The organism is Amaricoccus sp. (assembly GCF_047602525.1).
GTDB lineage: Bacteria > Pseudomonadota > Alphaproteobacteria > Rhodobacterales > Rhodobacteraceae > Amaricoccus.
Genome location: NZ_JASGHB010000001.1, coordinates 3,187,958 through 3,213,310, shown reverse-complemented (window position 1 = coordinate 3,213,310; position 25,353 = coordinate 3,187,958). Strand labels below are relative to the sequence as shown.

The window sequence follows — 25,353 nt, the reverse complement described above, 5'->3', positions numbered from 1 at the left end:
AAACGCGCCGACGCCATTGTCGCGCCCGAGCCCACCCGCTCGGGTTGAACAGCCTGCGTCGGCAGGTCTCCTGACTGATGGATCATCGCCTTCCCCGACCTTCCCGGGCTCGCGCCCAGTGGCATATCCGGGGTTGACTACCACCTACAGTTGCGGGGGCAGTTCCGTTTGACCGTCGCGGGGACGGATACGGATTCCCTATTAATTCCCTTAGGAAACCGACGATGCGTCCCTAACCCGAACCCGCCCTCCTGACAAGACGGTCTCGGCGATCAGGGCTCCTATCCCGGAAGGCAGGGGTTGTCCCCGATCGCTGCCGTCCGCGTCTTGCCGCGCGGGACCGAGCGGTCCGAAACGGCCGCCCGGATGTCGGAATTCGCGTGCATGGGCGCGGCGGCCGGACGTAGCATCGTCGTCGCAAGGTGCCGCTTCGGGAGGAGCGGAGAATTGGGAAGCCGGTCGGATGCCGGCGCTGCCCCCGCAACGGTGGCGGAGGACTGAACGCGGCGAGATGCCACTGGGGACCCGGGAAGGCGTCGCGTCGGCCGAGAGGCCCCTCCGGAGCCCGGAAACCAGCCTTGCGAGACGTCGAGCCGCGGGCGGCGGCACGGACGGAATCCGTCCGGCCCGCGCCGGCGGGGCCGTCGCATTTCTCCGTCCGCACAACCAAGGACGGCCACGGGAGGTAGCCCCGAGGAGAAAAAGAGATGGTCGTCAACCCGACGGCACTGAACCTGCTGGCGAGCCGCGTGCCCGATCACGCGCTGCCGCGGCCCTTCTACACCGACCCCGCGATGCTCGAGGTCGACCTCGCCGAGATTCTGGTATCGCGACTGGCTGTTCGCGATCCCGGCCTGCGAGATCCCGAAGACCGGCAACTTCGTCACCCTGCAGGTCGGCGCCTATCCGGTCCTCGTCGTGCGCGGGGCGGACGGGCAGATCCGCGCCTTCCACAACTCCTGCCGGCACCGCGGCAGCCGGGTGTGCACCGCGCTCAAGGGCTCGGCCCGAAGCTCGTCTGCCCCTACCACCAGTGGACCTACGAGCTCGACGGGCGGCTGCTCTTCGCCCGCGACATGGGGGCGGACTTCAAGCCGGCCGACCACGGCCTCCGGCCCGTCGCCTGCCGGGACGCCGGCGGCATGGTCTTCGTCTGCCTCGCCGAGGACCCCGCCCCCTTCGACGGCCTCGCCGAGATCGCGGACCGCTACCTGACGCCGCACCGGCTGAACGAGGCGAAGATCGCCTACGAGAGCACCATCGCGCCCCCCGGCGGGCCGACGCATTCGATGGCGAGCCCGCGCCGCTCAATCTCGGCGCGGATCGCCGGGGCGTCCTCGCCGTACCCGCCACTTCGAAGGCACCGAGGACCTAGGCGAAGTCGCAATCGAGCGCGCCGATGTCATTAGCGTCTTCGACGCGGATCACGTTCCAACCGTAGGCGCTCGAAGCGCTTGCCCACGTCCTCGGAGAAGGCGAGGTCTGTCGAACCCTCGATGGTTATAGGTGGCGGCGAGCCACCGGGCGGACCTTCATCGGCGGCGGCCGGGCCAGTCTGCGCCGCGCCCGCTACATGCCGGCCCTGGTCGCCACCCGCTTCAACCCCCGACATGCGCGCCACCTACAGGCGCTTCGTCGCGGCCGGAAAGTCGAAGAAGCTCGCCCTGGCGGCCGTCGTGCGCAAGCTCCCGGTCCTCGCTGACGCCCCCTGCTTCGCGAAGGCCGAAATGGACACCGAACCCCACTTGACCAAAACGGATACTGCCCCCTGGCAGGCGCCCCCGTGCCCTTGGGGCGAGCGGGTGGTTCCGGGAACGTCTGCAACGACGCAGGAGGAGCGCGAGGCGCCCGGATCTCCGTGGAGCGTATCAGGCGCGGAGCGCGGCGGCGGGGGACTGGCGGTAGGCCCAGACCGCGGGGACGATGGCGATGGTGGCGGCGACCGCGAGGAGTGCGGCGGCAAAGCCGAGGTCGGAAGCTTCGAGCGTCACCGGAAGGCGGATCCCACTCTCGCGGCTGAGGCCGAGCGCGAGCGCCTTGGCGCCCACGTAGCCGAGGAGCACGCCGAGGGCGACTCCGGTCCCGACGATGACCAGCAGTTCCGCCCATACCACCCCGAAGACCGCGATCCGCGGTGCGCCGAAGGCGCGGAGCGCGCCGATCTGGCGCCGGCGCTGGGCGAGGTGCGCCATCGCGACGAGGAGCACCGCCGCGCCGGCCAGCGCCTGCGTGCCGAGCGCGATCGCCGTCAACACGCGCCGAGCGTCGCCGAGGGTGGCATAGAGGCGCGTCAGCACTTCGCCCGGAAAGACCGCGAGCGTCGTCTCGGTGCGGTACTCGCCCCGGAGCTGGTAGGCGTTCGCGATTGTCCGGGGCTTGACGATGATTGCGGGCACCCCCTCCACGTCGTCCGGCCACGGTGGGCCGAGATGGGCGTCCTCCGCATATCCGTCGTCGTGGTCGTGCCCGTGCCCGTGCTCATCCCCCTCTTCGCCGGGCTCGTCATCGCCGTGGTCGTGCGCCTCCCACACGCCCTCGATGGGAACGAGGATGGCGCGGTCCCACGGCGTTCCGGTCGGCGCGAGGCGGCCGGAGACGTGATAGACGACCTCCTCGTGCTCGTCCTCCTCCTGGCCGGGCAGGCCGTGCATGGGCCGGATCTCGTAGCCGGCCTCGAGCGGGACGTTCGCGCCGACGATCGCCTGTCCGAGCGTCGCGAACGCGGGCCCGCCCTCGGCGAGGCCGAGGCTCTCGACGAATTGCGCCGTAGTGCCGACGAGGGGATAGCCAAGAAAGGAGTCGCCGAACCCGACCGGTGCAGCAAACTCGACGCGCGGGTCCTCCGAGAGCTCCTTCAGCACCCGTCCGCTGACGAGGGTCAGTGGTGCCGGCTGGAGGAAGACCGACGAGAGGATGAGCTGCGTCTCGCTTCCGGCCGCGCCGACGACGAGGTCGAAGCGGTCGGCGGCGCGGGCGCTGCCGAGCCGAAGCGCGCGCTCCTCGATGCGGACGGCCATGCCGAGGGCGGTGGCGCTCGCGATCAGGAGGATGACGACGAGCGCGCCGACGGCGTGGAGGCGCAGGTCGGCCAGGACGAAGCGGATCATGCGATCTCCCGGAGCGTGTCGTCGGTCCGCCGCCCGCCGGCGAGCGTGATCCGCCGGTCGAGCCGGCCGGAGAGGGCGGGATCGTGGGTGACGACGATAAGCGTCGCGCCGGCCTCCTGCGCGAGCCCGGTCAGCAGGGCCGCGACCGCCGCGCCGCTCTCGGCGTCGAGGCTCGCGGTCGGCTCGTCGGCGACGATCACGCCGGGCCGCGGCAGGAGCGCCCGGGCGATCGCCACGCGCTGCATCTCCCCCCGCGAGAAGGTGCCGATGCCGCGGTCGCCCGCGTCGAGGCCGACCGCGGCGAGGAGCGCGGCGGCGCGCTCGGCGAGCCCGTCGGGCAGGCGGAAGTGGCGAAAGCGCGCCGGCAGGAGGACGTTCTCGACCGCGCTGAGGCCGGGAAAGAGGTGAAAGTCCTGCATGACGAGGCCGACGTTCCCGGCCCGCCAGCGGTCGCGCGCGGCCTCGCCGAGACGGGCGATGTCGGTGCCGTTCCAGCGGACGGCGCCTTCGGTGGGCCGCTCGAGGCCGGTGATGACGTTGATGAACGTGCTCTTTCCGGCGCCGGAGGGGCCGGTGACGGCGACGCTTTCACCCGCGGCGACGTCGAAGCGGGGCAGGTCGAGCGCCGGAGCGGCGAGGTCGGGGAAGCGGACGGCGACGCCCTCGATATCGAGGCGCAGCATCAGGCCGACCGGAAGTCCGCGTCGCGCACTCTCAGCAGGCTGACGAAGCCCGTCTCGGGATCGGTCCAGGAGCCGTGCTCGAGCACCCCCTCGACGGCGATCAGACCGGTCGTGTGCTCGAAGGTCTGCTTCCGGCGGAGATAGATGACGACGATGTCGTCGGGCCAGTCGGCATCGGACGAGCAGAACGGACAGATCGCCATCGGCTGCTTGCCGAGCACGAAGAAGTCGGCCTCGGCCTTCAGCGGCGGCGCCATGTAGCCGACGATGCGGACGGTCTGGCCGTCGAGGGCCACCACCTTCTCGGAGAACTGGAGCCCGAGTACGCCGACCTTGCCGTAAAGCTCGTCGAAGCGGAAGCTCGGTCGCGGCGTCGGCCCGGTGCGGCAGGAGCGCCGCCATCCCGAGCAGAAGCCCGATGAAGGCGCGGCGGCCGACCGGGGGCGGGGTCGCGGACATGGGGCCTTCCTCAGTTGCTCGACCAGCGTGCATCGCGCAGGCGCACAAGGCTCGTCGCCTCCGCCTCGGGGAGCGCGAGACTGCCGTGCTCGAGCACGCCCTCGACGGCGATCTCGCGGCCCGGGACGAAGCCCGGGCGGTCGCCGTCCGCCGGAAAGACGAAGACGGCATCGGCGGGAAGGTCGTGGCCGCTGCCGCAGTCGGAGCAGGGTGCGACCGGAATGCGCGTCAGGGCGAGGATGTCGGTGTTGCCGTGGCCGGTGGGCGCGAGGTAGCCACGCATCCGCACGGTCTGGCCGTCAAGGGCGGCGAGCCGTTCGGAGAACGTGTGGCCGAGCACGCCGACGCTGGCGAAGATCTCGTCAAAGTTGAGCGTCGCGGGTTCATTCATGGCGGCCCCTCCCCGGGAAAAAGGAAGGCCCGGATCTCGCGATCCCGGACCCTCCCGCAGGATAGCTCAGTTCGCGGCCGGCGCCAGCGCCAGCGCGTCGGCGAGCACCCGGTAGACGTCCGAGTTCTCCATGTAGCCGCGGAACGCCTCGGCACCGGGGCCGTCGGCCTGAAGCACCTCGTCGTCGATCGAGTGGGTGCCGGCGTTGATGTTGGTGGGGATGTTGCCGACCCGCAGCACCGCACCCGGCACGTCCTTGTAGGCTTCGTTCGCCACGTACTTGCCGTCCGCGTCCTGCACCGCCGGCACGAAGATGCCGTCGAGCTTCGGCCGGAAGGTCTCGTAGTGGTCCGGGAAGTTGCCGAGGTACATCATCAGGCGCTTTGAGACGTCCATCCGGTCGGGGAAGCCGTCGCCGTCCTCGTCGGTGTAGTTGGTGAAGCCCGCGTGCTGGTAGGTGCCGACCTTCTCGCGCATGGAGTCGCCCGGCTTGTCGTCGTCCACCGTGCCGGTGATCGAAAGGCCGTGGGTGTGGTCGCCGACGAAGACGATCAGCGTGTCGGGGTTCGCCTCCTGGAACTCGCGGGCGACCGCGATCGCCTGATCGAGGGCGATCATGTCGTAGACCGCGCGCTCCCAGTCGAGGGCGTGGGTCGCCTTGTCGGTCCAGCCGTCCTCGACCATCAGGAAGAAGCCGTCCGGGTCCTTCGACAACACGTCGAGCGCCGCGCGGGTCATGTCGGCGACGAGCGGCTGGTCGGGGAAGTCCGGGACGGTGCCCTTCTTCGTCACCCGGATGTCGAGGGTCGGGTCGAGGTTGCCGGTGTTGAAGAGGCCGAGGATCTTGCCGCCGTCCTTGTGGTCGGCGACGGCCTGCTCCAGCTCTGCGGCGCTGGTGGCGAGGGCGTAGCCCTTGTCCTTGAACGCCGCGATCATGTCCTTGTCGTCCTTGCGCTTCGAGCCCGGCGTCGCCTGCGGCAGGAAGTAGGCCGAGCCGCCGCCGAACAGCAGGTCCGGCTCGACGGCGAGGTGCATCTCGGTGATCTCGGCCTTGTCGTTGCGCGAGACCGTGTGCGAGACGAGCGCCGCCGGGGTCGCGTCCTGGACCTCGGTGTTCGTGACGATGCCGAGCGCTTTGTCGCTGTGGCGGCGGATCGCCTCGCCCATGGTCTCGACCTTCGGATGGTCGAAGTTGCTCTCCGCCCGGCTGCCGTAGACGCCGAGGGCGTTCACCACCGACTTGTGGCCGGTCATGTAGGCCGCCATCGTGTTGGCGCTGTCGTTGTGGATCGAGTCCTGGCTCGAGGTGCCGATGAAGGCCATGTGCTGGAAGTCGTCGATGGCGAGCCGCCCGTCGGCCTTGCCCTCGGTGTTGCCCTTCGAGATGATCCGCGCGGCGGTGCGATGCGCGACCGTCATGCCGTCGCCGAGGAAGAAGATCACGTTCTTCGCCTTCGGCTCGGCCGAGGTCGCGAAGACCTCCCAGCCGACGGTCTTCGTCGCGTCACCGGCCTTCGCCTCGACGGTGTAGGTGCCGGGCGCGGCGATGCTCACGTCGCGGAGGATGAGGGTCGAGCCGCTGCTGCCGTCCTCGTTCTCGACATACTCGGCCGTCTTGCCGAGGATCTCCTCGTAGGGTTGGCCGTTGATCGTGACCGCGATCACGTCCTGTGCCACGATCGTCGGGAACTCGACCTTGAAGTCGAACTTCGAGCCCGACAGGATCGTCGCCCGATCAAGCGGATAGATGGCCTGACCGAACGACAGGCCCGGCACCAGCGCCAAGGCCGCGCCTGATAGAATCCAGCGCTTCATGCGTCTTCCCCCACAAATAAGATCGCCGACGAGGAAAACCCTTACTACCCCGCCACCTGCGGGATTCGACAGAGCTTCCTCGTCCGGCGTCTCTGACTTCCTCCTGCCGGTCCTTTTGGACCCGGATCGTATTGATACCCTGTTGGGATACGTCAGCTAGCGCATGAGTGGAGTGCACGAGTCAACTCCAAGGTTAATTTTCTACGGGGGGGCGCGCGGCTGATTCCCTCTTCGCGCCGATTCTGCTCCGGTGCAGGCGTGCCGCCCTCAAGCTCCCTTCTTTAACGAAATCCGCCCACTCCGCCCACTCCGGCCGTTCGCAGTTCGGCGAATGCCGCGTGCAACATCGCCACAACCGCCTTTTGCAACGTCGTGCGCGAAGGCGGAAAAGGCAGGTCAGTCGAGGGTGCGGCGGAAGCGCAGCAGCGCGGCGAGGGCATAGGCTGCGGATCGACGCCGCCCGATGACCCCTATCGGCTCCGAACCGTGACCCCATACGTCGGCCTCCAAATCTCTGGTCTTCAAGAAGAATTCAGGTCAGAGCGGGGGTCACGCTTGGACGCCTAGGTGGGGTCAATAGGCACGCCGATCCACACTATATAATCCTTCCAGCTTCAGAACCTGGAAGGGGATGGGTTCGGGGCTCCCGACGCAGAGGTCGAAGAGCGCCCGTCCGCCTGCGAGCGAGCCGGTGAAGCCGACGGCCTTGATGCAGGGATCGGTCACGAGCGCGGCGCCGAACTCGCGGCCGCCATCCTGGACGAGGCTGAAGACCCCCGAGCCATCGCCGGAAGTTCGGGACCGTTCTACGCCGTGGCCCTCGCCGCGCGAGCCGTTATCTGACCAACCGGAAACCGCTCCGCCGCCCGCCCGCTACCGTCGGCGACGGAGGTCCGCTATCAAAACCAAGGGCTCTCACAATGATCGAGGGACCGGAGGGGGGCACGTCAAGGGCGATCTCGCTGGAATTCTTATGATTTCCGCACAAACGAAAAACCCCGCCGGTGGGCGGGGTGGATCGCAAGTAAAGATGGTTGCGGGGGCTGGCTTCAACCTTTGTCCTAACTTCTCCGGGCCTTTGCCGGTGTTCCGCTTCCACGAAGTCGAGGATACCGAACAACTCGCCGCGTAACCTCGCATGAACCTCGCCGCGCTTGTCGCCCGGCATAAGCACGACTTCCTCGATCAGCGAACGCAGTTCCTCGGCGGCGATGCGACCATCCTCGTCGTTGTGCAAGGCATCCGTGAACCTCTCCACCCGCCTGCGATAGATGCTGGCGATGTTGGGATGCACATCCGGCGTGTCGGTGGGGGCCTTCATCTGCCGGGCGATGATCTCCGCCTTCTGGCGCTCCAACTCATCCATGCGCGCTTTCATGGAAGGCTGATACATGCCGTCCTCGATGGCAGCGATAATCCCGGCGATGGCCTTCTCGATCTTTGCCAGCACCTTGCGGTCCTGCTCGCCTTGTGCCCGGCGTTCCCGGTTGAGGCGGTTCATTTCCTCGGCAAAGGCTCGGACGGTTTCCTCGACAGCGCGCGAGGAAATCAGCCTGTCCTTGAGACCGGATAGCACCCGTTCCTCAATCTTGTCGCGGGTGATGGTTCTGCTGTTGTCGCAGGTGCCACGCCGGTGATGGTTCAGGCAACCGTAACGGTCGCGCATGATGAGGCCGTATTTGCCGCCGCAGCAGCCGCAGGTCAGAAGGCCGGAAAGAAGGGAAACGGGCCGCTTCTTCTCATGCAGCTTGCGGGCCTTGGCCTTCCTGACGCCCTCGGCTGTCGCCTCGAACCGCACGGCAATGTCCTTCTGTCGATTTCTGACTGCCTGCCAGAGCGCGTCGTCCACGATACGCAGATGCGGAACCTCGCTCCTGATCCACTTTTCGGGTGGGTTGATGCGCGACACGCGCTTTCCGGTGGACGGGTCTTTGACGAAGCGCAGACGGTTCCACACAAGGACGCCGACATATAGCTCGTTGTTGACGATGCCGGTGCCGCGCGAGGCATGGCCCCGGATGCTGGTATCGCCCCATGCGCGGCCAAGCGGGCCGGGAACGCCATCGCGGTTCAGATCGACGGCGATGGCCTTGGGGCTCTTGCCGGACGCGAACTCGCCAAAGATACGGCGGACGATTTCCGCTTCCTCGGGGATGATCTCGCGGTCGCCTCGGATCGGCTCGCCGTTACCGTCGAACTTCTTCACGACGCGATAGCCGTAGCAAAGCCCACCGCCCGCCTTGCCCTTCTCCACCCTGCCCCGCAACCCGCGATGGGTTTTCATGGCAAGGTCTTTGAGAAACAGCGCGTTCATCGTGCCTTTCAGCCCGACATGAAGCTCGGAGATTTCCCCCTCTGCCAGCGTGACGATGGTGACGCCTGCAAATTTCAGATGCTTGTAGAGGGTCGCCACGTCTGCCTGATCGCGGCTGATCCGGTCCAGCGCCTCGGCCAAGAGGATGTTGAACTCGCCCTGCTGCGCATCGCGCATCAGCCGCTGGATGCCGGGCCGCAGGATCGTGCTGGCCCCGGAGATGGCCGCGTCCTCGTAGGAACCGACGATCTGCCACCGCTCCCGCCCCGCATGTTCCCGGCAAAGCCGAAACTGGTCCTCGATGGACGCCTCGCTCTGCTTGTCGTCGGAGTAGCGGGCGTAAAGGGCGGCGCAGGCCTCCCTAGATTTGCAACAGTGCCCTGAGCTTGGCACGAACGTCCGCGAGCACCACGGCAGTCACCTTGCCCTTGTGCCTGGCCTTGCGGGCACGCCAATCGAGGCTCTTGACCTGATCGACCAGAACGGCGCTTGGTGGATTCTGGCTGATGACGACTTCAAACGGGTAGCCCTTGAGCTTCGTGGTCAACGGGCAGCAAAGCATCATGCCCCGCAGCCCGTTGTAGCGGGCGGGCGACAGCACCAGAGCGGGACGATGGCCCGCCTGCTCGTGCCCGGCCTGCGGATCGAAATTCAGCCACACGATGTCGCCGCTGTCTGGCACCCATGCCGCCATCACCAGACTTCCTTGCCAACCGGAGCGCCGAAATCCGCCTCGTCATGGAAGGTGTCAGGCGTCATCCCGGACAGCAGCTTGTCGAGATCATAGGAAAGGCTCTGGACCGGCTCTATGACGATCCTCCCATCTTCCTCGCGCACCTCCACCGCCTGATCGACATGAAGGTTGGCGGCGGTCATCACCGAATGCGGAATCCGAACCGAGGCGCTATTGCCCCATTTCTTGATGCTCACTTGCATGGTCACGCCTCCTGTATCTATGATGTAGATACAATGGTATGTCGTGCGGCCTGTGTCAACAGTGTAGAGACAACTTTTGCCGGTGATATGGGGTGCGCGAGGCGTGATAATCATTCTTCTTCCGATGGCACGCTATTATCGTTGGCGGCCTGCAATGCCTCGAAATGCTCCCGCGCCAACTGCCTACCGATCAGGCGAGCGATGGTGAGCACCACCGCATCCACCCGCGCGGACGCATCCGCCGCCTGCCCAGCATCCTGTCCATTCGGCGGTCGGTTGTCGTTCGCTGGCCTCTGTTTTCCGTCACCGCCCTCGCTATCAGAAGTCATAGAAGTCGAACTCGCCGCGCGGCTTCCATCCGGCGGGGTAGGCAATCCAGCGGTTAATGTCGGATTCATGCCAGCCCGCGCCGTTGGCGCTGATCTTCATCTGGGGCGGGAACGTGCCCTCCTTGATCTTGCGGTAGATGGTGGACCGGGACAGGCCGGTGCGGGCGAGAACGGTCTTCATGCGGATGATGCGGTCTGGTTGGCGCATAGTCCTGCTGCCTCCTTCTGGTCGTTTCTGACAGTTGCAGAGACCAGACAAGGCAACGATTTATCGTTGCGCAATAGATATTTAGCTTCCGTAGTGGTGTAGCGTAGAAACGGCGGTAAATAGGATAGTTCTACGATCTACAATCCGATGCCCCTGCCTCTGCCAAGGCCGTGACTGAGGGCAAGTTGCCGACCAAGCCTCATCCCTGAGTCGAAATCCATGCCGATGCCGAGTTGCTTCTTGCGGCCTTCGAGCAAGGATTCCATCTGCGGGTCGCGTTCGAGGCTCATTGCCATGTTGCCCATCTCCGCCCGCGCGGCGTGATAGCCGGAATAGTTGCCCGCCGCATACTGGCGTTCGCCGGTCTGCCTGAGGTCTCGAAAGCGTTCCACGAAACGGTCGGCGCGTAGGTCGGGGTTCTTGCGCATCTCGGTTTCCAGTTGCAGGGCGCGCCTGGCGGGCGCGGCGCGATCTGGATCGCCAGAGGCGACATCGGCAGCAAATCCGGGATTACGTTTATAGACGGCCTCGGCGTCGCGGGAACCGTGAGGCCGGTGCTCATCGAAGGCCGCGCGGGCCTCGTGCAGCTCCTGCACCTGCTCGGGCGTCGCAGCGGCACCCCGGTCCTGCGCCGCGAAGATCGTATCCACGGCACGGGCATGACGAACGAAGCTTTGCCCGGAACTGGCGCGGCGCAAGAGTTCTTCCGGTTCGACGCCGGTCTTGCGTGACGTGACTTCAAGGTCGCGCTGCACCTCTCGTCTCGCCGCCTCCCTGTCCGGCTCTGTGGGCACATGCTCACCGGGAGAACGCAGATTGTCGATATATTCGTCTATGGCATCGCGCACGCGCTCCGGCATCAGCCTGCGCATGATCTGGGCAACACGGGCGCGGAAGCTGATGCCGCGCCGCTCCGCATAATCCTGTGCGGGGTCGATCTGTTCGTAATCCGTCGCCATGTCCTTGGCGCGATCCCGCGACAGGGTATTGATGAGCCCGTCCTGACCGGCGAAGTCGTTGCGGCCATAATGCAGGTCCATGCCGTCGCGGTGGCGCGACAGAGCGACATAGCTGCCGTGGGCATCCATACCCGGTGTCGCCAGAACATGGGTGCGGTCCACGGTCATGCCCTGCGCCTTGTGGATAGTCGCGGCATAGCCGTGGTCGATGCGGTCATAGTCTTTCAGGTCGAACGCGATGCTGCGCCCGTCATCGGTGCGCACGGTCATGCTCTGCGTGCTGATCTGTTCGATGGTCCCCAGCGTGCCGTTCTTCACGCCAAGCCCGCGCTCGTTAGCCAAGAACATGACGCGATCACCAGTAGCAAAGCCGCGCTCGCCGCGTTCAACGGTGACGCGCACATCCTCGCCCAGATCGCCAGCATCCCGCATCCGGTCGCGGGCGGCCTCGTTGAGTTCGCGCACCTCGGCATTGGTGTGGGTGAGGATGATGCGGCTGCTGTCGGGCGATGCCTGCCGGTCACGGTCCCATCGGTCAATCAGTTCGTCGCGCCCCTGCTCGCGGGATGCGGCCTCATGTACCATGTCGTGCGCATCATAGGTGTGGATCGCATTGCCGGTCCTGCCCGTCGCAAGATCGCGGGTAGCATCGCGCTGCCAGTCCTCGCGCTGGCGGCGCACCTCGCCGATTTCCGCGCCGCCGTGACGGTCATGGATCGAACGGAACGCCGCATCGCGCCCATGACCTCGTTGAACTGCTCGATGCCGTCGCTGTGCCGATGCGCGAACATCGCCATGTCCCGGCGCGTGAACGTCGATTGCTGCTGGGTGATGGCGTCCAGCGCGACGGAAGGATCGGCAATGATCCGCGCGCCATTGTTGCGCGCGATCTCGCGGTGCATGTCGGCACGGTCGGCGGTCTCGATCCCTTCGCCCTCGATCCGCTGCGCCGGTGCGCCGATCTGGCTTTGCGGCTCCAGTTCGATGCCCTGCGCCTCAAGGCTGCGATGGTCGATGCGGGCATCTATGTCGAGTTCGGCCAGCCGCTCGTTGACGTGTTCGGCCCAGCGTTGGCGCCACCGCTCCACCATCTCCGTGCGGTTCCAGTCACGGACCTTCTGGCCGAAACCGTTCTCGTCCACGCTGCGCATGGTGAGCATGACATGGGCATGGGGCTTCGGCAGCCCGTCCTCGCCGATGTCCCAATGCACGTTGAGGTCGGCGATCATGCCCTGATCGACAAATTCAGCCTGCGCGAAATCGCGGGCCAGTTCGATGCCCTGCGCCTGTGTCATCTCGCGCAGAATGGCGAACTCCACCTCGCGGGCAAGCTGGGCGTCCTTGCGCACCTCGAACGCCTCGACATCGTTCCAGAGCCGTTCGCGGTCGGACCATGCCTCGGGCGCGTTATCCGGCAGCATGACCTCGGAATGCACTACGCCGCGCTTGTTGGAAAAGTCCTGCACGCGGTCGATGCGCTCGTCGCGCAGCCGCGAGGCCGAGCGGTAGGCGGCGGACGCCACCGCGCTCGACCCGGCCTTGCGGCCAATGACCTTGACGTGAAGATGATAGATCGCCATGCGGTCATCATCAGCACGGCAAAGCGCACGTCGGAACGACGTATAAGCGCGCCCTCCCTCGAAAAAATCTCGGGATGGACCGGGCGGTGCCACACCGTCCCGGCAACATAGAAGCATTCAGGCAGGCGCTCAACTATCATCGCTGCATCAAAAGCTTATGGAGATGATGATGCGCAAACCACGGAACTATGACGCGGAACTGAAGGCGCTGGAAGATAAGGCGCGGGAACTCAAAATCCGCAAGGTGCAGCAACTCGGCGAACTGGTCATCGCCACCGGGGCCGATACGCTCACCGCCGAGGAACTGGCCGGTGCGCTGGTCGTGCTGGCGGAAACCACCGATGCCGGAAGGAGGGAGGCATGGGCCAAGCGTGGCGCTGCGTTCTTTCGAGGCAGGTCGCGGCGACCTGCGCCAGCGCCTGACCGCGACATTGGCGGCACTGCGCCGCGACCGGGCGGCGCGCAACCGGCATCAGGCGCAACGGGCGCGGCATGATATGCGAAGCTGGCAGGTCGAACGCCGCAAGCGAACGCGGCATCTGATCGAACTCGGTGGCCTCGTCGTCAAGGCGGGCGTCGTGGACCTGACCGGCGACGACCGCGCCATGATCTACGGGGCGATGATCTGGATCGCCGAAAAGCTCAAGAGCTAGGACGGCAAACACGCACGCGGCGTCTGGACAAAGCTGGGAAAGATGGCGTTCGAGATGGATCGTCCGGCAACCCCGAACGACAGAGTGCCGTCGCAGCAGGATCAGCGCCGCCACATCCAGCATCGACTCGGCCAGCAGCTTCTTCAGCCGCCGGTTCTCGTCCTCGAGCGCCTTCAGCTTCTGCGCATCCGACACCTCGAGGCCGCCATACTTCGCCTTCCATCGGTAGAAGGTCTGCTGGCTGATCCCGTGCCGACGACAGACCTCGTCGGTCGTCCCGCCCGCCTCCTGCTCGCGCAGCACGCCAATGATCTGCGCTTCGCTAAACCTGCTCTTCTTCTCGTCCGTCTCCTTCAGGTGGCGGACTCTCACTCAAATCGAGGGATCAGGAAGGGGGCAGGTCAGGGCACATCACAAGCCATTGGAAAATCTGCAAAAACGACAAAACCCGCCGCTGATGCGACGGGTTTCGCAAGTATCGTTGGTTGCGGGGGCGTGCGGCCACCGGGGACATAACATGTGTTGGCCCCTGTTCCGGCTGGGCGGTGGCGACGCCGAGGATGCCCATCAACTCGCCGCGTAGCTCGGCATGGACCTCGCCCCGCTTCTCGCCGGGGGTAACGATGATCTCGCCGATAAGGGAACGCAGCGCCTCGGCGGCTTGCCTGCCGCCATCGGCATCACGCAGAGCTTCGGCGAAGCGCGCGACATTACGGCTGTAGTTCGCAGCTACGTTCGGGTGAACATCCGGCACATCGGCAGGGGCTTTCGCCAAGCGGGCGGCGATCTCGGCCTTCTGGCGCTCCAGCTCGCCCATCCGGGCCTTCATCGACGGCTGATACATGCCGTCTTCGATGGCGGCGATGATCCCGGCGATGGCCCGCTCGATCTTCGCCATCGCGCGGCGGTCGGTATCCTGTTGCGCCCGCCGCTGATGATTCAGCCGGTTGGTTTCCTCGACATAGGCCCGAACCGCTTCCTTCACCGCCTCTGCGGAGACCAGTCGCTCCTGCAATCCGGTCAGAACCCGCGCTTCCAGCTTGTCGCGCAGGATGGTGCGGTTGTTGGTGCAGAAGCCCCGCCGGTGGTGATTGAGGCACCCGAGGCGGTTGGAAAGGATGATGCCGACCTTCCCGCCACAGCATCCGCAAGTCATCAGGCCGGAAAGGAGGGAAACCGGCCGGTTCGCCAGATGCAGCCGCTTCGCCCTGCCCTCCCGCGTATTGGCCGGGTTCGGGCCAAAGATTTCGGCGATCTCCTTCTGACGCTCACGCACCGCGTTCCAGAGGGTATTATCCACGATACGCAGATGCGACACTTCCGTCCTGATCCAAGCGGATTCCGGGTTCGGGCGCGAGACCCGCTTGCCGGTGCTGGGATCCTTGACGAAACGGAGCCGGTTCCACACCAGCACGCCCGCATAAAGCTCGTTGTTGACGATGCCGGTGCCGCGATTGCGGTGGCCCCGGATGCTGGTATCTCCCCATGCGCGGCCAAGTGGGCCGGGAACTCTGTCCTTGTTCAGATCGACGGCGATGGCCTTGGGACTCTTGCCCGACGCGAACTCGCGGAAGATGCGCCGGACGATCTCGGCTTCCGCGGGGATGATCTCGCGGTCGCCGCGGATCGGCTCGCCGTTTCCATCGAACTTCTTCACTACCTTGTAACCGTAGCATAGGCCACCACCCGCCTTGCCCTTCTCCACCCTGCCCCGCAAACCGCGATGGGTCTTCATGGCGAGGTCTTTCAGGAACAGCGCGTTCATGGTCCCTTTCAGTCCGACATGAAGCTCGCTGATCTCGCCCTCGGCCAGCGTGACGATGGTGATGCCCGCGAATTTCAGATGCTTGAAGAGCGTCGCCACGTCTGCCTGATCGCGGCTGATCCGGTCCAACGCTTCGGCCAGCAGGATGTTGAACTCGCCCTGCTGTGCATCGCGCATCAGTCGTTGGATGCCCGGACGCAGGATCGTGCTGGCCCCGGATATGGCCGCATCCTCGTAGGAACCGACGATCTGCCACCGCTCCCGCCCAGCATGTTCGCGGCAAAGCCGGAACTGGTCCTCAATGGACGCCTCGCTCTGCTTGTCGTCGGAATAGCGGGCATAAAGGGCAGCGCGGGTCATGGCGGCAGTCTCCGTTCGGTCAATCCTTGATGGCATCCTTCGGCATCGGCGGCACGTCCGGTGCCCGGTCCAGAAACCGGGTCAGGTCACCGCGCTTCGCCGTCCCGGCGCGCGCCCTGAGGAAATCGGCCGCCGTCTCCACCGCGCCGATCTTCTGCGCGACGGCCGATACGATCCACTGGTTGAGCGACACGCCGTCTTCCTGCGCCAAGCGCGCCGCTGTCTCCTTCAGCGACTGCGGCAGTTGCAGCGGGTATTTGTAGCGTTGGGTCTGCGTCATGTGTTCAGTCTCCTGACGATCTCTCCCGGCGTTGCGATGGCGACGCCCAGCGCAAGCGCCGGGCGGAAGTCCTTGACGTTATGCGTCACGATGGCCTCGGCCTGCCCGTTCAGCGCGGCCTCCAGCACCATCTCGTCCGCGACATCAGACAGCATGGGCCGCGTCCGAAACGAGATATCGACGCCCTCGGACACGGCGGCGAGCGCACTCATCACCGCCTCCACATCCTCCAGGCTGTGCCCCGTCACCTTCCGGGTTTCCTCCCGGCTCAGCACCGCCTCGTATTCCAGAAACAGCGCCGTCGAGCAAAGCGGCGTCAGCGCGCCCCGGTCAACCAGCCGCAGAAGCAGGTTGCTCGCCCCGTTGCGGCTGCGGAAGGCCGCAACGATCACATTGGTGTCCAGAACCAGCCTCATGGGGGATAACTTATAGACATCCCATTGGATGTCAATATTCCACGCAGCTATTCTCCTCATGCGGCAGCCTCACGCATCGCCATCGCGATCCCGCCCGCCCCCACCTCGGGTTGGCGGAGCGTTGTCGTTGGCTGCCCGCATGGCGTTCTCGTAGTCCTCGCGTGCCATCCGCCTGCCGATCAGCCGGGCGATGGTCAGGAGCACCGCATCCAGTCGCGCAGATGCATCAGCCCTATCCCCAGCATCCCGTCCATCTGGTGGTCGGTTGTCGTTAGCCGGCCTCTCTCCGCCAGGACGCTTTCTGTCATCGGCCATCACCGGCCTCTTCCTCTGGCCGCCATTTGGCGGGGTTCTCGACCCATCGGTTGATGTCGGATTCCTTCCAGCCCGTGCCGTTGGTGCTGATCCTGAACTGGGCCGGGAACGTGCCCTCGGCCATCTTGCGGTAGATGGTGGACCGGGACAGCCCGGTGCGTGCGAGGACCGTGTTCAGACGGATGATGCGATCTGGTGCGGGCATGACCGATCTGCCTCCTGCGGGTTGTTTCTGACTGCTCATGATCCATGACAGAACAAGCAGTTACGGGCGGACAAGAGGGATTTTCACCCCGTCGTACTGTGGCGTAGAGAGGGCTACAAATGGGACGGGTCCAGAGTCGGGGACCCCAACCGTCACTCGGCTCAACTCAGCGTTTAACGGCGAATACGGCACATGATCGGCAGCCTGATTCGTGGGATATGTCCAAAGCGCATTCAGGGTTCGCCAGCAGGAAGCCTCGCTCCTGCCGCAACAAGCCCGTCATCTGTGATGAGGTGATCCAGCTAAAGAAGTGGGGCAGGCCGCAGCCTGCCCCGATCCTGTGGTCTAAAACCTTATCGCGGGAAAGACCACGCGGCTTCTTCTGCTAGGAATTTCAACCTACTCGCGCCTATGCTCGCAAGCAAGAGATTTCGCGGGGATCGGAGATGCATCGTTTCGCATTCGATTTGGGTTCGGGCTCGCTTGGCTGGGCGGTCTACCGGCTGGACAGCAACAATCATATCTGTGGCCTGGTCAACCTAGGCGCGCGCATCTTTCCGACCGGGCGCGATCCGCAATCGAAGGAATCCACGGCCGCAGGCCGCCGTCAACCACGCCAGCAACGCAGACAAATTGATCGCCGGATAGATCGCCGCACCCGGTTGGAGGGGCATCTGGTCGGGTTTGGGCTGATGCCCCCGTCAGGGCGGGACGGATTCTTTGCCATCGACCCCTACGAGGCGCGGGCCCGTGCTGCTACGGGCAGGGCCGATCTCCACGACCTCGGCCGCGCCATCTGGCATATGTCCAAACATCGGGGGTTCAAGAGCAACCGCAAGACGGATCGCAGCAATGAGGACGAAAGCGGCAAGATCGCCTCGGCCAGCGCGACTCTGCGGCAGCGGCTGGTGGAGGAGGGTTTCGCCACCTATGGTGCCTGGCTGGCCTCGCGTCACACGCAGAAGCAGCCCGTCCGGGTGCGGCCACAGGCCAGCGGCACTGAAACCGCCTACGAATTCTACCCGCAGCGCGCCATGCTGGAGGCGGAATTCGACTATATCTGGGGCATACAGGCACAGCACCATTCCGCGCTGACCGACGCGGCGAAGGCCGCCATCCGCGATGCGGTCTTCTTTCAGCGCCCGCTGAAGCCGGTCAAACCTGGACGCTGCACCTTCTTTCCCGAGGATGAACGCCTGCCGAAATGGCACCCTCTCGCGCAGGAATTTCTGATCCTCCAACAGTTGAACATGCTGCGGCGGCTCGATGATCAGACTGAGCGCCCCCTCGACCTGACCGCGCGCGACCTGCTGGCCCGGCATCTGATGAGTGGGGAAAAGCTGTCCTGGACAGGGTTGCGCAGCCAGCTGAAACTGCCGCGCAGCACGGAAATCAACCTTGAAACCGGCGGGTTGAAGGAACTTTCCAGCAACCAGCTTGCCGCCCGTTTTGCCGGAACCGCGAAAAAGCCGGGCCCGCTGGCGGATCGCTGGCGCGGGATGGACGATGAGACGCGGCTGCGGCTGCTGACGATCCTCGACGAAGAGGCTTCACCCGAGCGCGCCATCGACAGGCTGGTTGACGAAATCCCCCTGCCCCACGACATCGCCGAGCGTATCGAGAAAATCCCTCTGCCCGATGGCCACCTGATGCTGGGCGAGCGCGCGACCCGCGCCATCGTGCAGATGTTTCGCCAGGATGTAATCGTCTATTCCGATGCCGTGAAACAGGCCAGCGAAGCCGGCCTGTTCGGAGTGGGCATCGAGCGGCATCACTCCGACCTGCGCGGGCATGGCGATGGCCTCGACCTGCTACCCGCCTATAACCGGCTGCCGGAATTGCAGCGCATGATCGGCACCGGCACCAATGACCCAAACGACCCCGACGACATCCGCTATGGCCGCATCCCCAACCCCACGGTGCATATCGCGCTGAACCAGTTCCGCCGGGTGATGAACGCGCTGATCGCGGAATATGGCAAGCCGGCGCAGGTGGTGCTGGAAACCACCCGCGACATGGCGAAATCGGCGCGGGAATTGAACGAGATCGACAGCGAAATCCGCAAGAACACCAAACGCAACGACAGATGGCGGGCCGAACTGGAAGAAGCCGGCCTGCTTGCCGAGGGCGCAAGGGTCGGGGATCACCTGCTGCGGATGCGGCTCTGGGAGGAGCTGGGCAGGACACCCGCCGACAGGCTCTGCCCCTATTCCGGCGAACCGATCCCGCTGCACAGGCTGCATTCGGACGAGGTGGAGATCGACCATATCCTGCCCTTCGAGGATACGTTCGAGGACAGCCCAGGCAACAAGACGCTGTGCTACAGGAAAGCGAACCGGATCAAGGGGAAGCGCGGTCCTGGCGATGCCTGGTCGGGCGGCGCGCTCGATGATATCCTTGCGCGTGTGAAAGCCGCCCCCGGGATGCGTCAGAAGCTCTGGCGGTTCCTCCCCGGCGCGCTTGCGGAATGGCAAAACCGTCGGGGGTTCGAGGATCGCCAGCTTCACGCGACCGGCCATCTTGCGAGAGTGGTTCGCGCCTATGCGGTGGCCCTGTTCCCACGCGACGGCACATCCAATGCATGGGTGCTGCCCGGCCGCATGACGGCGATGCTGCGCCGCCGCTGGGGCCTCTATCTGCCCGACCACAACGCCAAGACCCGCGACGACCACCGCCACCATGCGCTGGACGCAGCGACGGTCGGCGCCATCGACCGGCGCATGATCCAGAACCTGCAAACACATGCGGGCCGGATGGGGGCACAGGACCTCGACCGCCTGCTTCCCGACCCACCGCAACCCTATGAGGGGTTCTCAGATGAGATCCGGGGCCGGATCGCCTCGGTGGTCGTCAGCCATCGCCCGGACCATTCCCCAAGCGGCAAGCTGCATGAGGACACCGCCTATGGCCGGGTGCGCGACGTTCCCGAAAACCAGGCAGCGCGAACGATCGGCAATCTAGTCAGGCGCAAGCCGGTCATCAGCCTGAGCCCGAAGGAAATCGGTCGGGTTCGGGACGAGAAAATCCGGCAGGAACTGGAGGAGGCGACGCGGCATCTGTGGAAAGACGACCGTGCGCTGAAAGCCGAACTCGCCGCATGGAGCGTCAGAACGGGCCATAGCCGGTTACGCGTTATCACCCCCGACGAAAGCGCGCGCGCGATCCATGCCCGCCTCGGCAAGCCCGGAGAGGGCACGGCCTATAAATGGATGATCCCAGCCGAGAACCTGTTTCTCGACATCCTGGAAGGGCCGGATGGGAAATGGTTCCGCTATGGCGTCGATCTGTGGTCCAACGCGTCCGGGTCGGATGCCCCCTGGCAGGAGGCGCATCCCGATGCTCGGTTCATCATGCGCCTGTTCAAGGGCGACACCATTCAGCTTTTCGACTGGGATGACAAAGAAAAGTCAATAATTCCGGGCACGAACCGGATCATGCTGGTTACATCGATTCCGAACTCAACCACAAACAACTACGTCAGAATTCAACCCGTCAACGACGCCGTAAATACGAATTCGACAACGGCGGCGTTCGACCGGCTGCGTCTCAGGCGAGCCCGGCGGGTCAGAATAGACGAACTGGGGCGGTTAAGGACCGTGCCATCCGGCACGATCTAAATATACGGGAACCTGTCGGGCCTTCTTATCCTGAGGGTCTGTCATGGTTGGACGCATATTGGAACTGACACGTAATGGCCTCGCCGTGCATAAACGGCGCGGGTTTCTTGCCATAGAGGAAAAGGGACATGAGCTAGGGCGACTCGCCATCGAGGATATCGAGGCCGTGCTTGCCTCCTCGCCGGGCCTTACCTGGTCCAGCACAGCCCTCGCCGAACTGAGCGAACATCAGATTCCGGTAATGTTCCTCGGCCAGAACTTCGCTCCGGTCGCGGTGATCCTGCCACTTGACGGCCATCATGCGCAAGCCGAGCGTTTCCGTGCACAAGCGGATGCCTCGCTTCCATTCAGGAAGCAGGCTTGGGCGACCATCGTCAGGCACAAGATCGCGGCGCAAGCCAAGGTTCTGGACCGTCTCGGGTTGCCTTCCGAACGCCTGCATCGACTGACCGCGACCGTCCGCTCGGGCGATCCCGACAATCGAGAAGCGCAAGCGGCTCAAACCTATTGGCCCTTGCTGATGGGAAAGAGCTTCCGGCGCGACCGAGAAAATCCCGGCACGAACGCGATGCTGAACTACGGTTATGCGATCCTGCGGGCGGCCACAGCACGTGCCATCGTGGCCGCGGGACTGCACCCATCGCTTTCCTTGCACCACAGTTCCGGTGGCGATGCGCTGGCACTGGCGGACGACCTGATGGAGCCGTTCCGCCCAACCGTAGATCTTATCGTCCACGACCTGGTTTCTGGCGGGGTCGAGAGTGTGGAGGACGGGCGCGAGGCGCTGATCGGCTGCCTGACGGCAGATTTCCCGACCAAAAACGGCGCAACGCCGCTCTCCCATGTACTGATCCGCCTCGGCCAAAGCCTTGCGCAGTCATTTCTGGACCGCAAGCTCAAGCTCTCGTTCCCGTCGCATCCGATACCAACGGAGGTTTCCGATGAAGATCGAGCGTTACAGTAAACTGTCGGGGTATCGCATCATGTGGATTTGGGTATTGTTCGATCTTCCCGTCGGAACCAGCGCCGAACGCAAGCAGGCGACACGCTTTCGCAACGACTTGCTCGATCTGGGCTTCGAGATGGTGCAGTTTTCAGTCTATATTCGACATGCTTGGAGCAAAGAGAAAGCCGAATCCCTCGCCCGGCAGATAGGCGAATCCGTGCCGGAGGCGGGCCATGTGCAGGTTTTGTTTTTCACCGACAAGCAATATGGGCAGACACAGGTCTTTCGCGGCAGGAGCGCGCAGCCACGGCCAACGGAAAAACCACGCCAACTTGCCCTGTTCTGACCGATTCGGCGTCGTTTTTTCCACCCGGATTCAAGAAAAAATCCCCGCACAACAAGGTGTTGTGCGGGGCATAATCCTAGCAGAAGAAGCCGCGCAGCCAAACCCGGACTATGACGCGCATACGCAGCTTGTCCTTAAGATCCTAGCAGAAGAAGCCGCGCAGCCAAACCCGGACGAGACCCACTTCTCGGGGGAGAAGGACATCATCCTAGCAGAAGAAGCCGCGCAGCCAAACCCGGACGGTGATGGCCATTGAGGCATCCTCCTCTGGATCCTAGCAGAAGAAGCCGCGCAGCCAAACCCGGACCATAACCGCACTGGTGGCGAAACAGGGGTCATCCTAGCAGAAGAAGCCGCGCAGCCAAACCCGGACTGGCGTCCTCACCGATGAACGGTAGCATGCAATCCTAGCAGAAGAAGCCGCGCAGCCAAACCCGGACACCACGGGCAGCGGTGTCTTCGGGTTGGGAAATCCTAGCAGAAGAAGCCGCGCAGCCAAACCCGGACCCAATATCGTTTCCCACATATGCCAATGAAGTCGCCCCCCCCCCCCCCCCCGCTCTACTCAACCGTATGCACCAATCGATATGCGACCAGGAATTCGAAGTGCCAGTGTTATCAGATCACAACCCGAGTCCCCTTCTCCTACCGAAGTCGATACCGTGAGAGAAGGCCAGCGCCCGACCGAGGCTGCGGCCTGAGTCGAAATCCATGTCGATGCCGAGTTCGCGCTTGCGGCCGCGCAGCAGGGATTCCATCTGGGCATCGCGCTCCAGGCTCATCGCCATGTTGCCCATCTCCCGGCGCGCGGCCTTGTGGCCGGAGTAGTCACCGGCCGCATACTTGTGCTGGCTGTCCCGTGCGAGCTTCTGCCAACGCTCCACGAACCGATCCGCGCGGTGCTGCGGGTCGGTGCGGATTTCTGTCTCCAGTTCCAGGGCGTGGATGGTGCGGACAACGCGACCTGACGCCGCCTCACGGGCAAGGCTGTTGTCCTTGTTGTAAGCGGTTTCGGCGTCCTGCCAGCCATGGGGGCGCAGTTCGTTGAAAGCCTCACGCGCCGTAGTAAGGTCGCGCCAGTGATCATCGGACGGCACAAGCCCCTGGCGCTTTTCCTCCAGAAACGCATCCACAGCCCGGGCATGCCGGATAAGGGCCTGTGTGCGGGCGCGGCGCATCGCTGCTTGTGGATCAAGCTCTGCGGTTTCGAACTTCGCATCCGCCCGACGCTGCGCTTCCCCTCCCGCACGCTGCCTTTCCGGCCCGGTCCCGACTTCACGGCCAGGCGCGCCTTTGTCGGGCTGGTGCAGGCGATCCAACATCCCATCGACGGCATCGCGCACGCGCTCCGGTATCAGCCTGCGCATGATCTGGGCGACGCGGGCGCGGAAGGTGATGCCGCGCCGCTCGGCATAATCCTGCGCGGGGTCGGTCTGCTGGCCGTAATCCGTCGCCATGTCCTTGGCGCGGTCGCGCGACAGGATGCGGGCAAGACGATCCTGATTGGCGAAATCGTCGCGGCCATAATGCAGGTCCATGCCGTCGCGGTGACGTGATAAGGCGACATAGCTGCCGTGCGCGTCCATGCCCGGCGTTGCAAGAACATGGGTGCGGTCCACGGTCATGCCCTGCGCCTTGTGGATGGTCGCGGCATAGCCGTGGTCGATGCGATCATAGTCTTTTAGGTCGAACGAGATGGACCGGCCATCGTCGGTCTGCACGGTCATACTCTGCGCGCTGACCTGTTCGATGGTGCCGAGCGTGCCGTTCTTCACGCCAAGCCCGTGCTCGTTCTGCAGGAACATGATGCGATCCCCGGCAGCGAAGTTTCTTTCTCCGCGTTCGACCGTGACGCGCACGTCCTCGCCCAGATCACCCACCGCCCGCATCCGGTCGCGCGCAGCCTCGTTGAGTTCGCGCACCTCGGCATTGGTATGGGTAAGAATGATGCGGCTGCTGTCGGGCGATGCCTGCCGGTCGCGGTCCCAACGGTCTATCAGGTCGTCGCGCGCCTGTTCGCGCGTCTGTGCCTCATGCACCATGTCATACGCATCATAGGCATGAATCGCTTCGCCCGTTCTGCCGGTCGCCAGATCGCGGGTGGCATCGCGCTGCCAGTCCTCGCGCTGGCGGCGCACCTCGCCGATTTCCGCACCGCCGTGACGCTCGTGGATGGAGCGGAACGCCGCGCCTGCCTCGATGGATTGCAACTGCTGCGGATCGCCGACCAGCACAACCTTTGCGCCCGCTTCGACGGCATGGGACAACACGCGCTCCAACTGGCGCGTGCCGACCATGCCCGCCTCGTCGATGACAAGCACGTCGCGGCTGGTGAGCATGTCGCGCCCGTTCTTCCAGCCATGTTCCATGCTGGCGATGGTGCGCGATGCAATGCCCGATCCGCCTTCCAGATTTTCGGCCGCGATGCCGGACAGCGTAACACCGCGCACCTCATAGCCTGCCGCTTCCCAAGCCTCGCGGGCAACGCCAAGCATGGCGCTCTTTCCCGTCCCGGCATAACCGACGACAATGCCAAGATCGCGCCCGTCCGTGACATGCGCCAGCGCGTCGGCCTGCTCGCCGGACAGGACAAGGCCGCGCTGTTCCGCTCGGGCAAGTGCCGCCTCCCTGTCGGCGTCGTTCATTTCATGGCGTTCGCGTTCCGCCATCAATTCCGCCGCGCGATGGAGCCGCTGTTCAGCCTCGATCATCTCGCGGGTGGTGAAGCGATCCTCACCGCGTCCGTCCTGCCCAAGCTCGACCAGATCAGGCGAACCGCGCATCGCGCCCATGACCTCGTTGAACTGGTCGATGCCGTCGCTGTGCCGATGCGCGAACATCGCCATGTCTCGGCGCGTGAATGTCGATTGCCGATGTGTGATCGCATCCAGTGCGATGGAAGGATCGGTAATGATCCGCGCGCCGTTGTTGCGGGCGATCTCGCGGTGCATGTTGGCGCGGTCTGCGGCTTCGATCCCTTCGCCTTCGATCCGCTGTGCCGGTGCGCCGATCTGGCTTTGCGGCTCAAGGTCGATGCCCTGCGCCTCAAGGCTGCGATGGTCGATCCGAGTGTCAATATCGAGTTCAGCCAGCCGCTCATTGACATGCTCGGCCCAACGCTCCCGCCAGCGCTCCACCATCTCGGTGCGGTTCCAGTCCCGCACCTTCGGGCCGAAACCATTCTCGTCCACGCTACGCATGGTGAGCATGACATGGGCATGGGGTTTCGGCATCCCGTCCTCGGCCATATCCCAATGCACATTCAGATCGGCGATCATGCCCTGATCGACAAATTCCGACTGCGTGAAGTCGCGGGCAAGCTCGATGCCCTGCGCCTGCGTCATCTCGCGGGGAATGGCAAACTCCACCTCGCGCGCAAGCTGCGCGTCCTTCCTGACCTCGAACGCCTCGACATCGTTCCAGAGCCGTTCGCGGTCGCTCCATGCCTCCGGTGCGTTCTCCGGCAGCATGACCTCGGAATGGACAACGCCGCGCTTGGCGGAAAAGTCCTGCACGCGGTCGATGCGCTCGTCGCGCATCCGCGAAGCCGATCGGTAGGCGGCGGCGGCCACCGCGCTCGACCCGGCCTTGCGGCCAATGACCTTGACGTGAAGATGATAGATCGCCATCGCGATCCAAGCATTGGCACGGCGAAGCGCACGTCGGAAC

The 25,353-nt window shown here is 64.8% G+C and carries 21 protein-coding genes, 3 pseudogenes, 1 CRISPR repeat array and 2 riboswitches; of the genes and pseudogenes, 6 read left to right on the top strand and 18 right to left on the bottom strand.

Annotated elements, in window-relative coordinates; genetic code table 11:
• Nucleotides 1–42: 42 nt before the first annotated feature.
• Nucleotides 43–238, bottom strand: a riboswitch (cobalamin riboswitch).
• A 165-nt stretch (nucleotides 239–403) separates the two neighbouring features.
• Nucleotides 404–596: riboswitch (cobalamin riboswitch) on the top strand.
• A 160-nt stretch (nucleotides 597–756) separates the two neighbouring features.
• Nucleotides 757–1,215: a Rieske 2Fe-2S domain-containing protein gene (locus QM699_RS16435; RefSeq protein ID WP_415012780.1), complete on the top strand. Its 459-nt coding sequence runs from the start codon at nucleotides 757–759 to the stop codon at nucleotides 1,213–1,215.
• A 653-nt stretch (nucleotides 1,216–1,868) separates the two neighbouring features.
• Here the strand turns inward: QM699_RS16435 and QM699_RS16430 are convergent.
• The 12 genes and pseudogenes from QM699_RS16430 to mobQ all read right to left on the bottom strand — a co-directional run.
• Nucleotides 1,869–3,107, bottom strand: coding sequence for an ABC transporter permease (locus QM699_RS16430; RefSeq protein WP_415012119.1), 1,239 nt, complete (start codon nucleotides 3,105–3,107; stop codon nucleotides 1,869–1,871).
• A complete protein-coding gene (locus tag QM699_RS16425) occupies nucleotides 3,104–3,790 on the bottom strand; it encodes an ABC transporter ATP-binding protein (RefSeq protein ID WP_415012118.1) in 687 nt (228 codons plus the stop codon). The genes QM699_RS16430 and QM699_RS16425 overlap by 4 nt, the downstream gene beginning before the upstream one ends.
• A complete protein-coding gene (locus QM699_RS16420; RefSeq protein ID WP_415012117.1) occupies nucleotides 3,790–4,086 on the bottom strand; it encodes a hypothetical protein in 297 nt (98 codons plus the stop codon). The genes QM699_RS16425 and QM699_RS16420 overlap by 1 nt, the downstream gene beginning before the upstream one ends.
• A gap of 173 nt (nucleotides 4,087–4,259) precedes the next feature.
• Nucleotides 4,260–4,640: a hypothetical protein gene (locus QM699_RS16415; protein ID WP_415012116.1), complete on the bottom strand. Its 381-nt coding sequence runs from the start codon at nucleotides 4,638–4,640 to the stop codon at nucleotides 4,260–4,262.
• A gap of 66 nt (nucleotides 4,641–4,706) precedes the next feature.
• Nucleotides 4,707–6,455 carry an alkaline phosphatase gene (locus QM699_RS16410; RefSeq protein WP_415012115.1) on the bottom strand — a complete coding sequence of 583 codons (1,749 nt, stop codon included), beginning with the start codon at nucleotides 6,453–6,455 and terminating at the stop codon, nucleotides 4,707–4,709.
• Between the two features lie 624 nt (nucleotides 6,456–7,079).
• A pseudogene (locus QM699_RS16405) lies at nucleotides 7,080–7,235 on the bottom strand (aldehyde dehydrogenase family protein); the annotation flags it as partial.
• Between the two features lie 55 nt (nucleotides 7,236–7,290).
• The gene (locus tag QM699_RS16400) at nucleotides 7,291–9,162 is read right to left on the bottom strand and encodes a recombinase family protein (protein WP_415012114.1); all 1,872 of its coding nucleotides are present in this window, start codon (nucleotides 9,160–9,162) and stop codon (nucleotides 7,291–7,293) included.
• The gene (mazF, locus tag QM699_RS16395; RefSeq protein ID WP_415012113.1) at nucleotides 9,131–9,463 is read right to left on the bottom strand and encodes an endoribonuclease MazF; all 333 of its coding nucleotides are present in this window, start codon (nucleotides 9,461–9,463) and stop codon (nucleotides 9,131–9,133) included. The genes QM699_RS16400 and mazF overlap by 32 nt, the downstream gene beginning before the upstream one ends.
• Nucleotides 9,463–9,705: an AbrB/MazE/SpoVT family DNA-binding domain-containing protein gene (locus tag QM699_RS16390; protein ID WP_415012112.1), complete on the bottom strand. Its 243-nt coding sequence runs from the start codon at nucleotides 9,703–9,705 to the stop codon at nucleotides 9,463–9,465. Before QM699_RS16390 ends, mazF begins: the two co-directional genes overlap by 1 nt.
• A gap of 318 nt (nucleotides 9,706–10,023) precedes the next feature.
• Entirely contained in the window at nucleotides 10,024–10,242 is a 219-nt protein-coding gene (locus QM699_RS16385; RefSeq protein ID WP_415012111.1) for a helix-turn-helix transcriptional regulator, read from the bottom strand.
• A gap of 137 nt (nucleotides 10,243–10,379) precedes the next feature.
• A complete protein-coding gene (locus tag QM699_RS16380; protein ID WP_415012110.1) occupies nucleotides 10,380–11,882 on the bottom strand; it encodes a hypothetical protein in 1,503 nt (500 codons plus the stop codon).
• Between the two features lie 314 nt (nucleotides 11,883–12,196).
• Nucleotides 12,197–12,781 (bottom strand): annotated as a pseudogene (gene mobQ, locus QM699_RS16375) (MobQ family relaxase); the annotation flags it as partial.
• Between the two features lie 157 nt (nucleotides 12,782–12,938).
• On the opposite strand from mobQ, the gene QM699_RS16370 reads away from it, so the two are divergent.
• Together QM699_RS16370 and QM699_RS16365 are read left to right on the top strand one after the other, a co-directional pair.
• Nucleotides 12,939–13,277, top strand: coding sequence for a conjugal transfer protein TraD (locus QM699_RS16370; protein WP_415012109.1), 339 nt, complete (start codon nucleotides 12,939–12,941; stop codon nucleotides 13,275–13,277).
• 1 nt (nucleotide 13,278) lies between these two features.
• Nucleotides 13,279–13,434: a conjugal transfer protein TraD gene (locus QM699_RS16365; RefSeq protein WP_415012108.1), complete on the top strand. Its 156-nt coding sequence runs from the start codon at nucleotides 13,279–13,281 to the stop codon at nucleotides 13,432–13,434.
• A gap of 102 nt (nucleotides 13,435–13,536) precedes the next feature.
• Here the strand turns inward: QM699_RS16365 and QM699_RS16360 are convergent.
• From QM699_RS16360 to QM699_RS16340, 5 genes and pseudogenes are all read right to left on the bottom strand, one after another.
• Nucleotides 13,537–13,791 (bottom strand): annotated as a pseudogene (locus tag QM699_RS16360) (transposase); the annotation flags it as partial.
• 28 nt (nucleotides 13,792–13,819) lie between these two features.
• Nucleotides 13,820–15,559: a recombinase family protein gene (locus QM699_RS16355; RefSeq protein WP_415012107.1), complete on the bottom strand. Its 1,740-nt coding sequence runs from the start codon at nucleotides 15,557–15,559 to the stop codon at nucleotides 13,820–13,822.
• Nucleotides 15,560–15,578: 19 nt separating this feature from the next.
• Nucleotides 15,579–15,839, bottom strand: a complete 261-nt coding sequence (locus tag QM699_RS16350) for a toxin-antitoxin system HicB family antitoxin (protein ID WP_415012106.1) — start codon at nucleotides 15,837–15,839, stop codon at nucleotides 15,579–15,581.
• Nucleotides 15,836–16,255: a putative toxin-antitoxin system toxin component, PIN family gene (locus QM699_RS16345; protein ID WP_415012105.1), complete on the bottom strand. Its 420-nt coding sequence runs from the start codon at nucleotides 16,253–16,255 to the stop codon at nucleotides 15,836–15,838. Before QM699_RS16345 ends, QM699_RS16350 begins: the two co-directional genes overlap by 4 nt.
• 304 nt (nucleotides 16,256–16,559) lie before the next feature.
• Nucleotides 16,560–16,775 carry a helix-turn-helix transcriptional regulator gene (locus QM699_RS16340; RefSeq protein WP_415012104.1) on the bottom strand — a complete coding sequence of 72 codons (216 nt, stop codon included), beginning with the start codon at nucleotides 16,773–16,775 and terminating at the stop codon, nucleotides 16,560–16,562.
• A gap of 446 nt (nucleotides 16,776–17,221) precedes the next feature.
• On the opposite strand from QM699_RS16340, the gene cas9 reads away from it, so the two are divergent.
• Genes cas9 through cas2 form a run of 3 tightly spaced genes read left to right on the top strand, consistent with a single transcriptional unit; the run spans nucleotide 17,222 to nucleotide 21,684 of the window.
• Nucleotides 17,222–20,392, top strand: a complete 3,171-nt coding sequence (cas9, locus tag QM699_RS16335; protein ID WP_415012103.1) for a type II CRISPR RNA-guided endonuclease Cas9 — start codon at nucleotides 17,222–17,224, stop codon at nucleotides 20,390–20,392.
• A 43-nt stretch (nucleotides 20,393–20,435) separates the two neighbouring features.
• Nucleotides 20,436–21,356 carry a type II CRISPR-associated endonuclease Cas1 gene (gene cas1 / locus QM699_RS16330; RefSeq protein ID WP_415012102.1) on the top strand — a complete coding sequence of 307 codons (921 nt, stop codon included), beginning with the start codon at nucleotides 20,436–20,438 and terminating at the stop codon, nucleotides 21,354–21,356.
• Nucleotides 21,334–21,684: a CRISPR-associated endonuclease Cas2 gene (cas2, locus tag QM699_RS16325; RefSeq protein ID WP_415012101.1), complete on the top strand. Its 351-nt coding sequence runs from the start codon at nucleotides 21,334–21,336 to the stop codon at nucleotides 21,682–21,684. The genes cas1 and cas2 overlap by 23 nt, the downstream gene beginning before the upstream one ends.
• A gap of 73 nt (nucleotides 21,685–21,757) precedes the next feature.
• Nucleotides 21,758–22,191: direct repeats of the CRISPR family, unit length 36 nt; unit sequence ATCCTAGCAGAAGAAGCCGCGCAGCCAAACCCGGAC.
• Nucleotides 22,192–22,307: 116 nt separating this feature from the next.
• On the opposite strand, the gene traA is transcribed toward cas2, so the two are convergent.
• The gene (traA, locus tag QM699_RS16320; RefSeq protein WP_415012100.1) at nucleotides 22,308–25,313 is read right to left on the bottom strand and encodes a Ti-type conjugative transfer relaxase TraA; all 3,006 of its coding nucleotides are present in this window, start codon (nucleotides 25,311–25,313) and stop codon (nucleotides 22,308–22,310) included.
• Between the last annotated feature and the right edge of the window lie 40 nt (nucleotides 25,314–25,353).

Bases quoted from the DNA above. Each gene is read 5' to 3' on its own strand.
- QM699_RS16430 (WP_415012119.1), bottom strand. From the start codon at position 3,107: ATGATCCGCTTCGTCCTGGCCGACCTGCGCCTCCACGCCGTCGGCGCG.
- QM699_RS16425 (WP_415012118.1), bottom strand. From the start codon at position 3,790: ATGCTGCGCCTCGATATCGAGGGCGTCGCCGTCCGCTTCCCCGACCTC.
- QM699_RS16415 (WP_415012116.1), bottom strand. From the start codon at position 4,640: ATGAATGAACCCGCGACGCTCAACTTTGACGAGATCTTCGCCAGCGTC.
- QM699_RS16410 (WP_415012115.1), bottom strand. From the start codon at position 6,455: ATGAAGCGCTGGATTCTATCAGGCGCGGCCTTGGCGCTGGTGCCGGGC.
- mazF (WP_415012113.1), bottom strand. From the start codon at position 9,463: ATGGCGGCATGGGTGCCAGACAGCGGCGACATCGTGTGGCTGAATTTC.
- QM699_RS16390 (WP_415012112.1), bottom strand. From the start codon at position 9,705: ATGCAAGTGAGCATCAAGAAATGGGGCAATAGCGCCTCGGTTCGGATT.
- QM699_RS16385 (WP_415012111.1), bottom strand. From the start codon at position 10,242: ATGCGCCAACCAGACCGCATCATCCGCATGAAGACCGTTCTCGCCCGC.
- QM699_RS16370 (WP_415012109.1), top strand. From the start codon at position 12,939: ATGGAGATGATGATGCGCAAACCACGGAACTATGACGCGGAACTGAAG.
- QM699_RS16365 (WP_415012108.1), top strand. From the start codon at position 13,279: ATGCGAAGCTGGCAGGTCGAACGCCGCAAGCGAACGCGGCATCTGATC.
- QM699_RS16355 (WP_415012107.1), bottom strand. From the start codon at position 15,559: ATGACCCGCGCTGCCCTTTATGCCCGCTATTCCGACGACAAGCAGAGC.
- QM699_RS16350 (WP_415012106.1), bottom strand. From the start codon at position 15,839: ATGACGCAGACCCAACGCTACAAATACCCGCTGCAACTGCCGCAGTCG.
- QM699_RS16345 (WP_415012105.1), bottom strand. From the start codon at position 16,255: ATGAGGCTGGTTCTGGACACCAATGTGATCGTTGCGGCCTTCCGCAGC.
- QM699_RS16340 (WP_415012104.1), bottom strand. From the start codon at position 16,775: ATGCCCGCACCAGATCGCATCATCCGTCTGAACACGGTCCTCGCACGC.
- cas9 (WP_415012103.1), top strand. From the start codon at position 17,222: ATGCATCGTTTCGCATTCGATTTGGGTTCGGGCTCGCTTGGCTGGGCG.
- cas1 (WP_415012102.1), top strand. From the start codon at position 20,436: ATGGTTGGACGCATATTGGAACTGACACGTAATGGCCTCGCCGTGCAT.
- cas2 (WP_415012101.1), top strand. From the start codon at position 21,334: ATGAAGATCGAGCGTTACAGTAAACTGTCGGGGTATCGCATCATGTGG.
- traA (WP_415012100.1), bottom strand. From the start codon at position 25,313: ATGGCGATCTATCATCTTCACGTCAAGGTCATTGGCCGCAAGGCCGGG.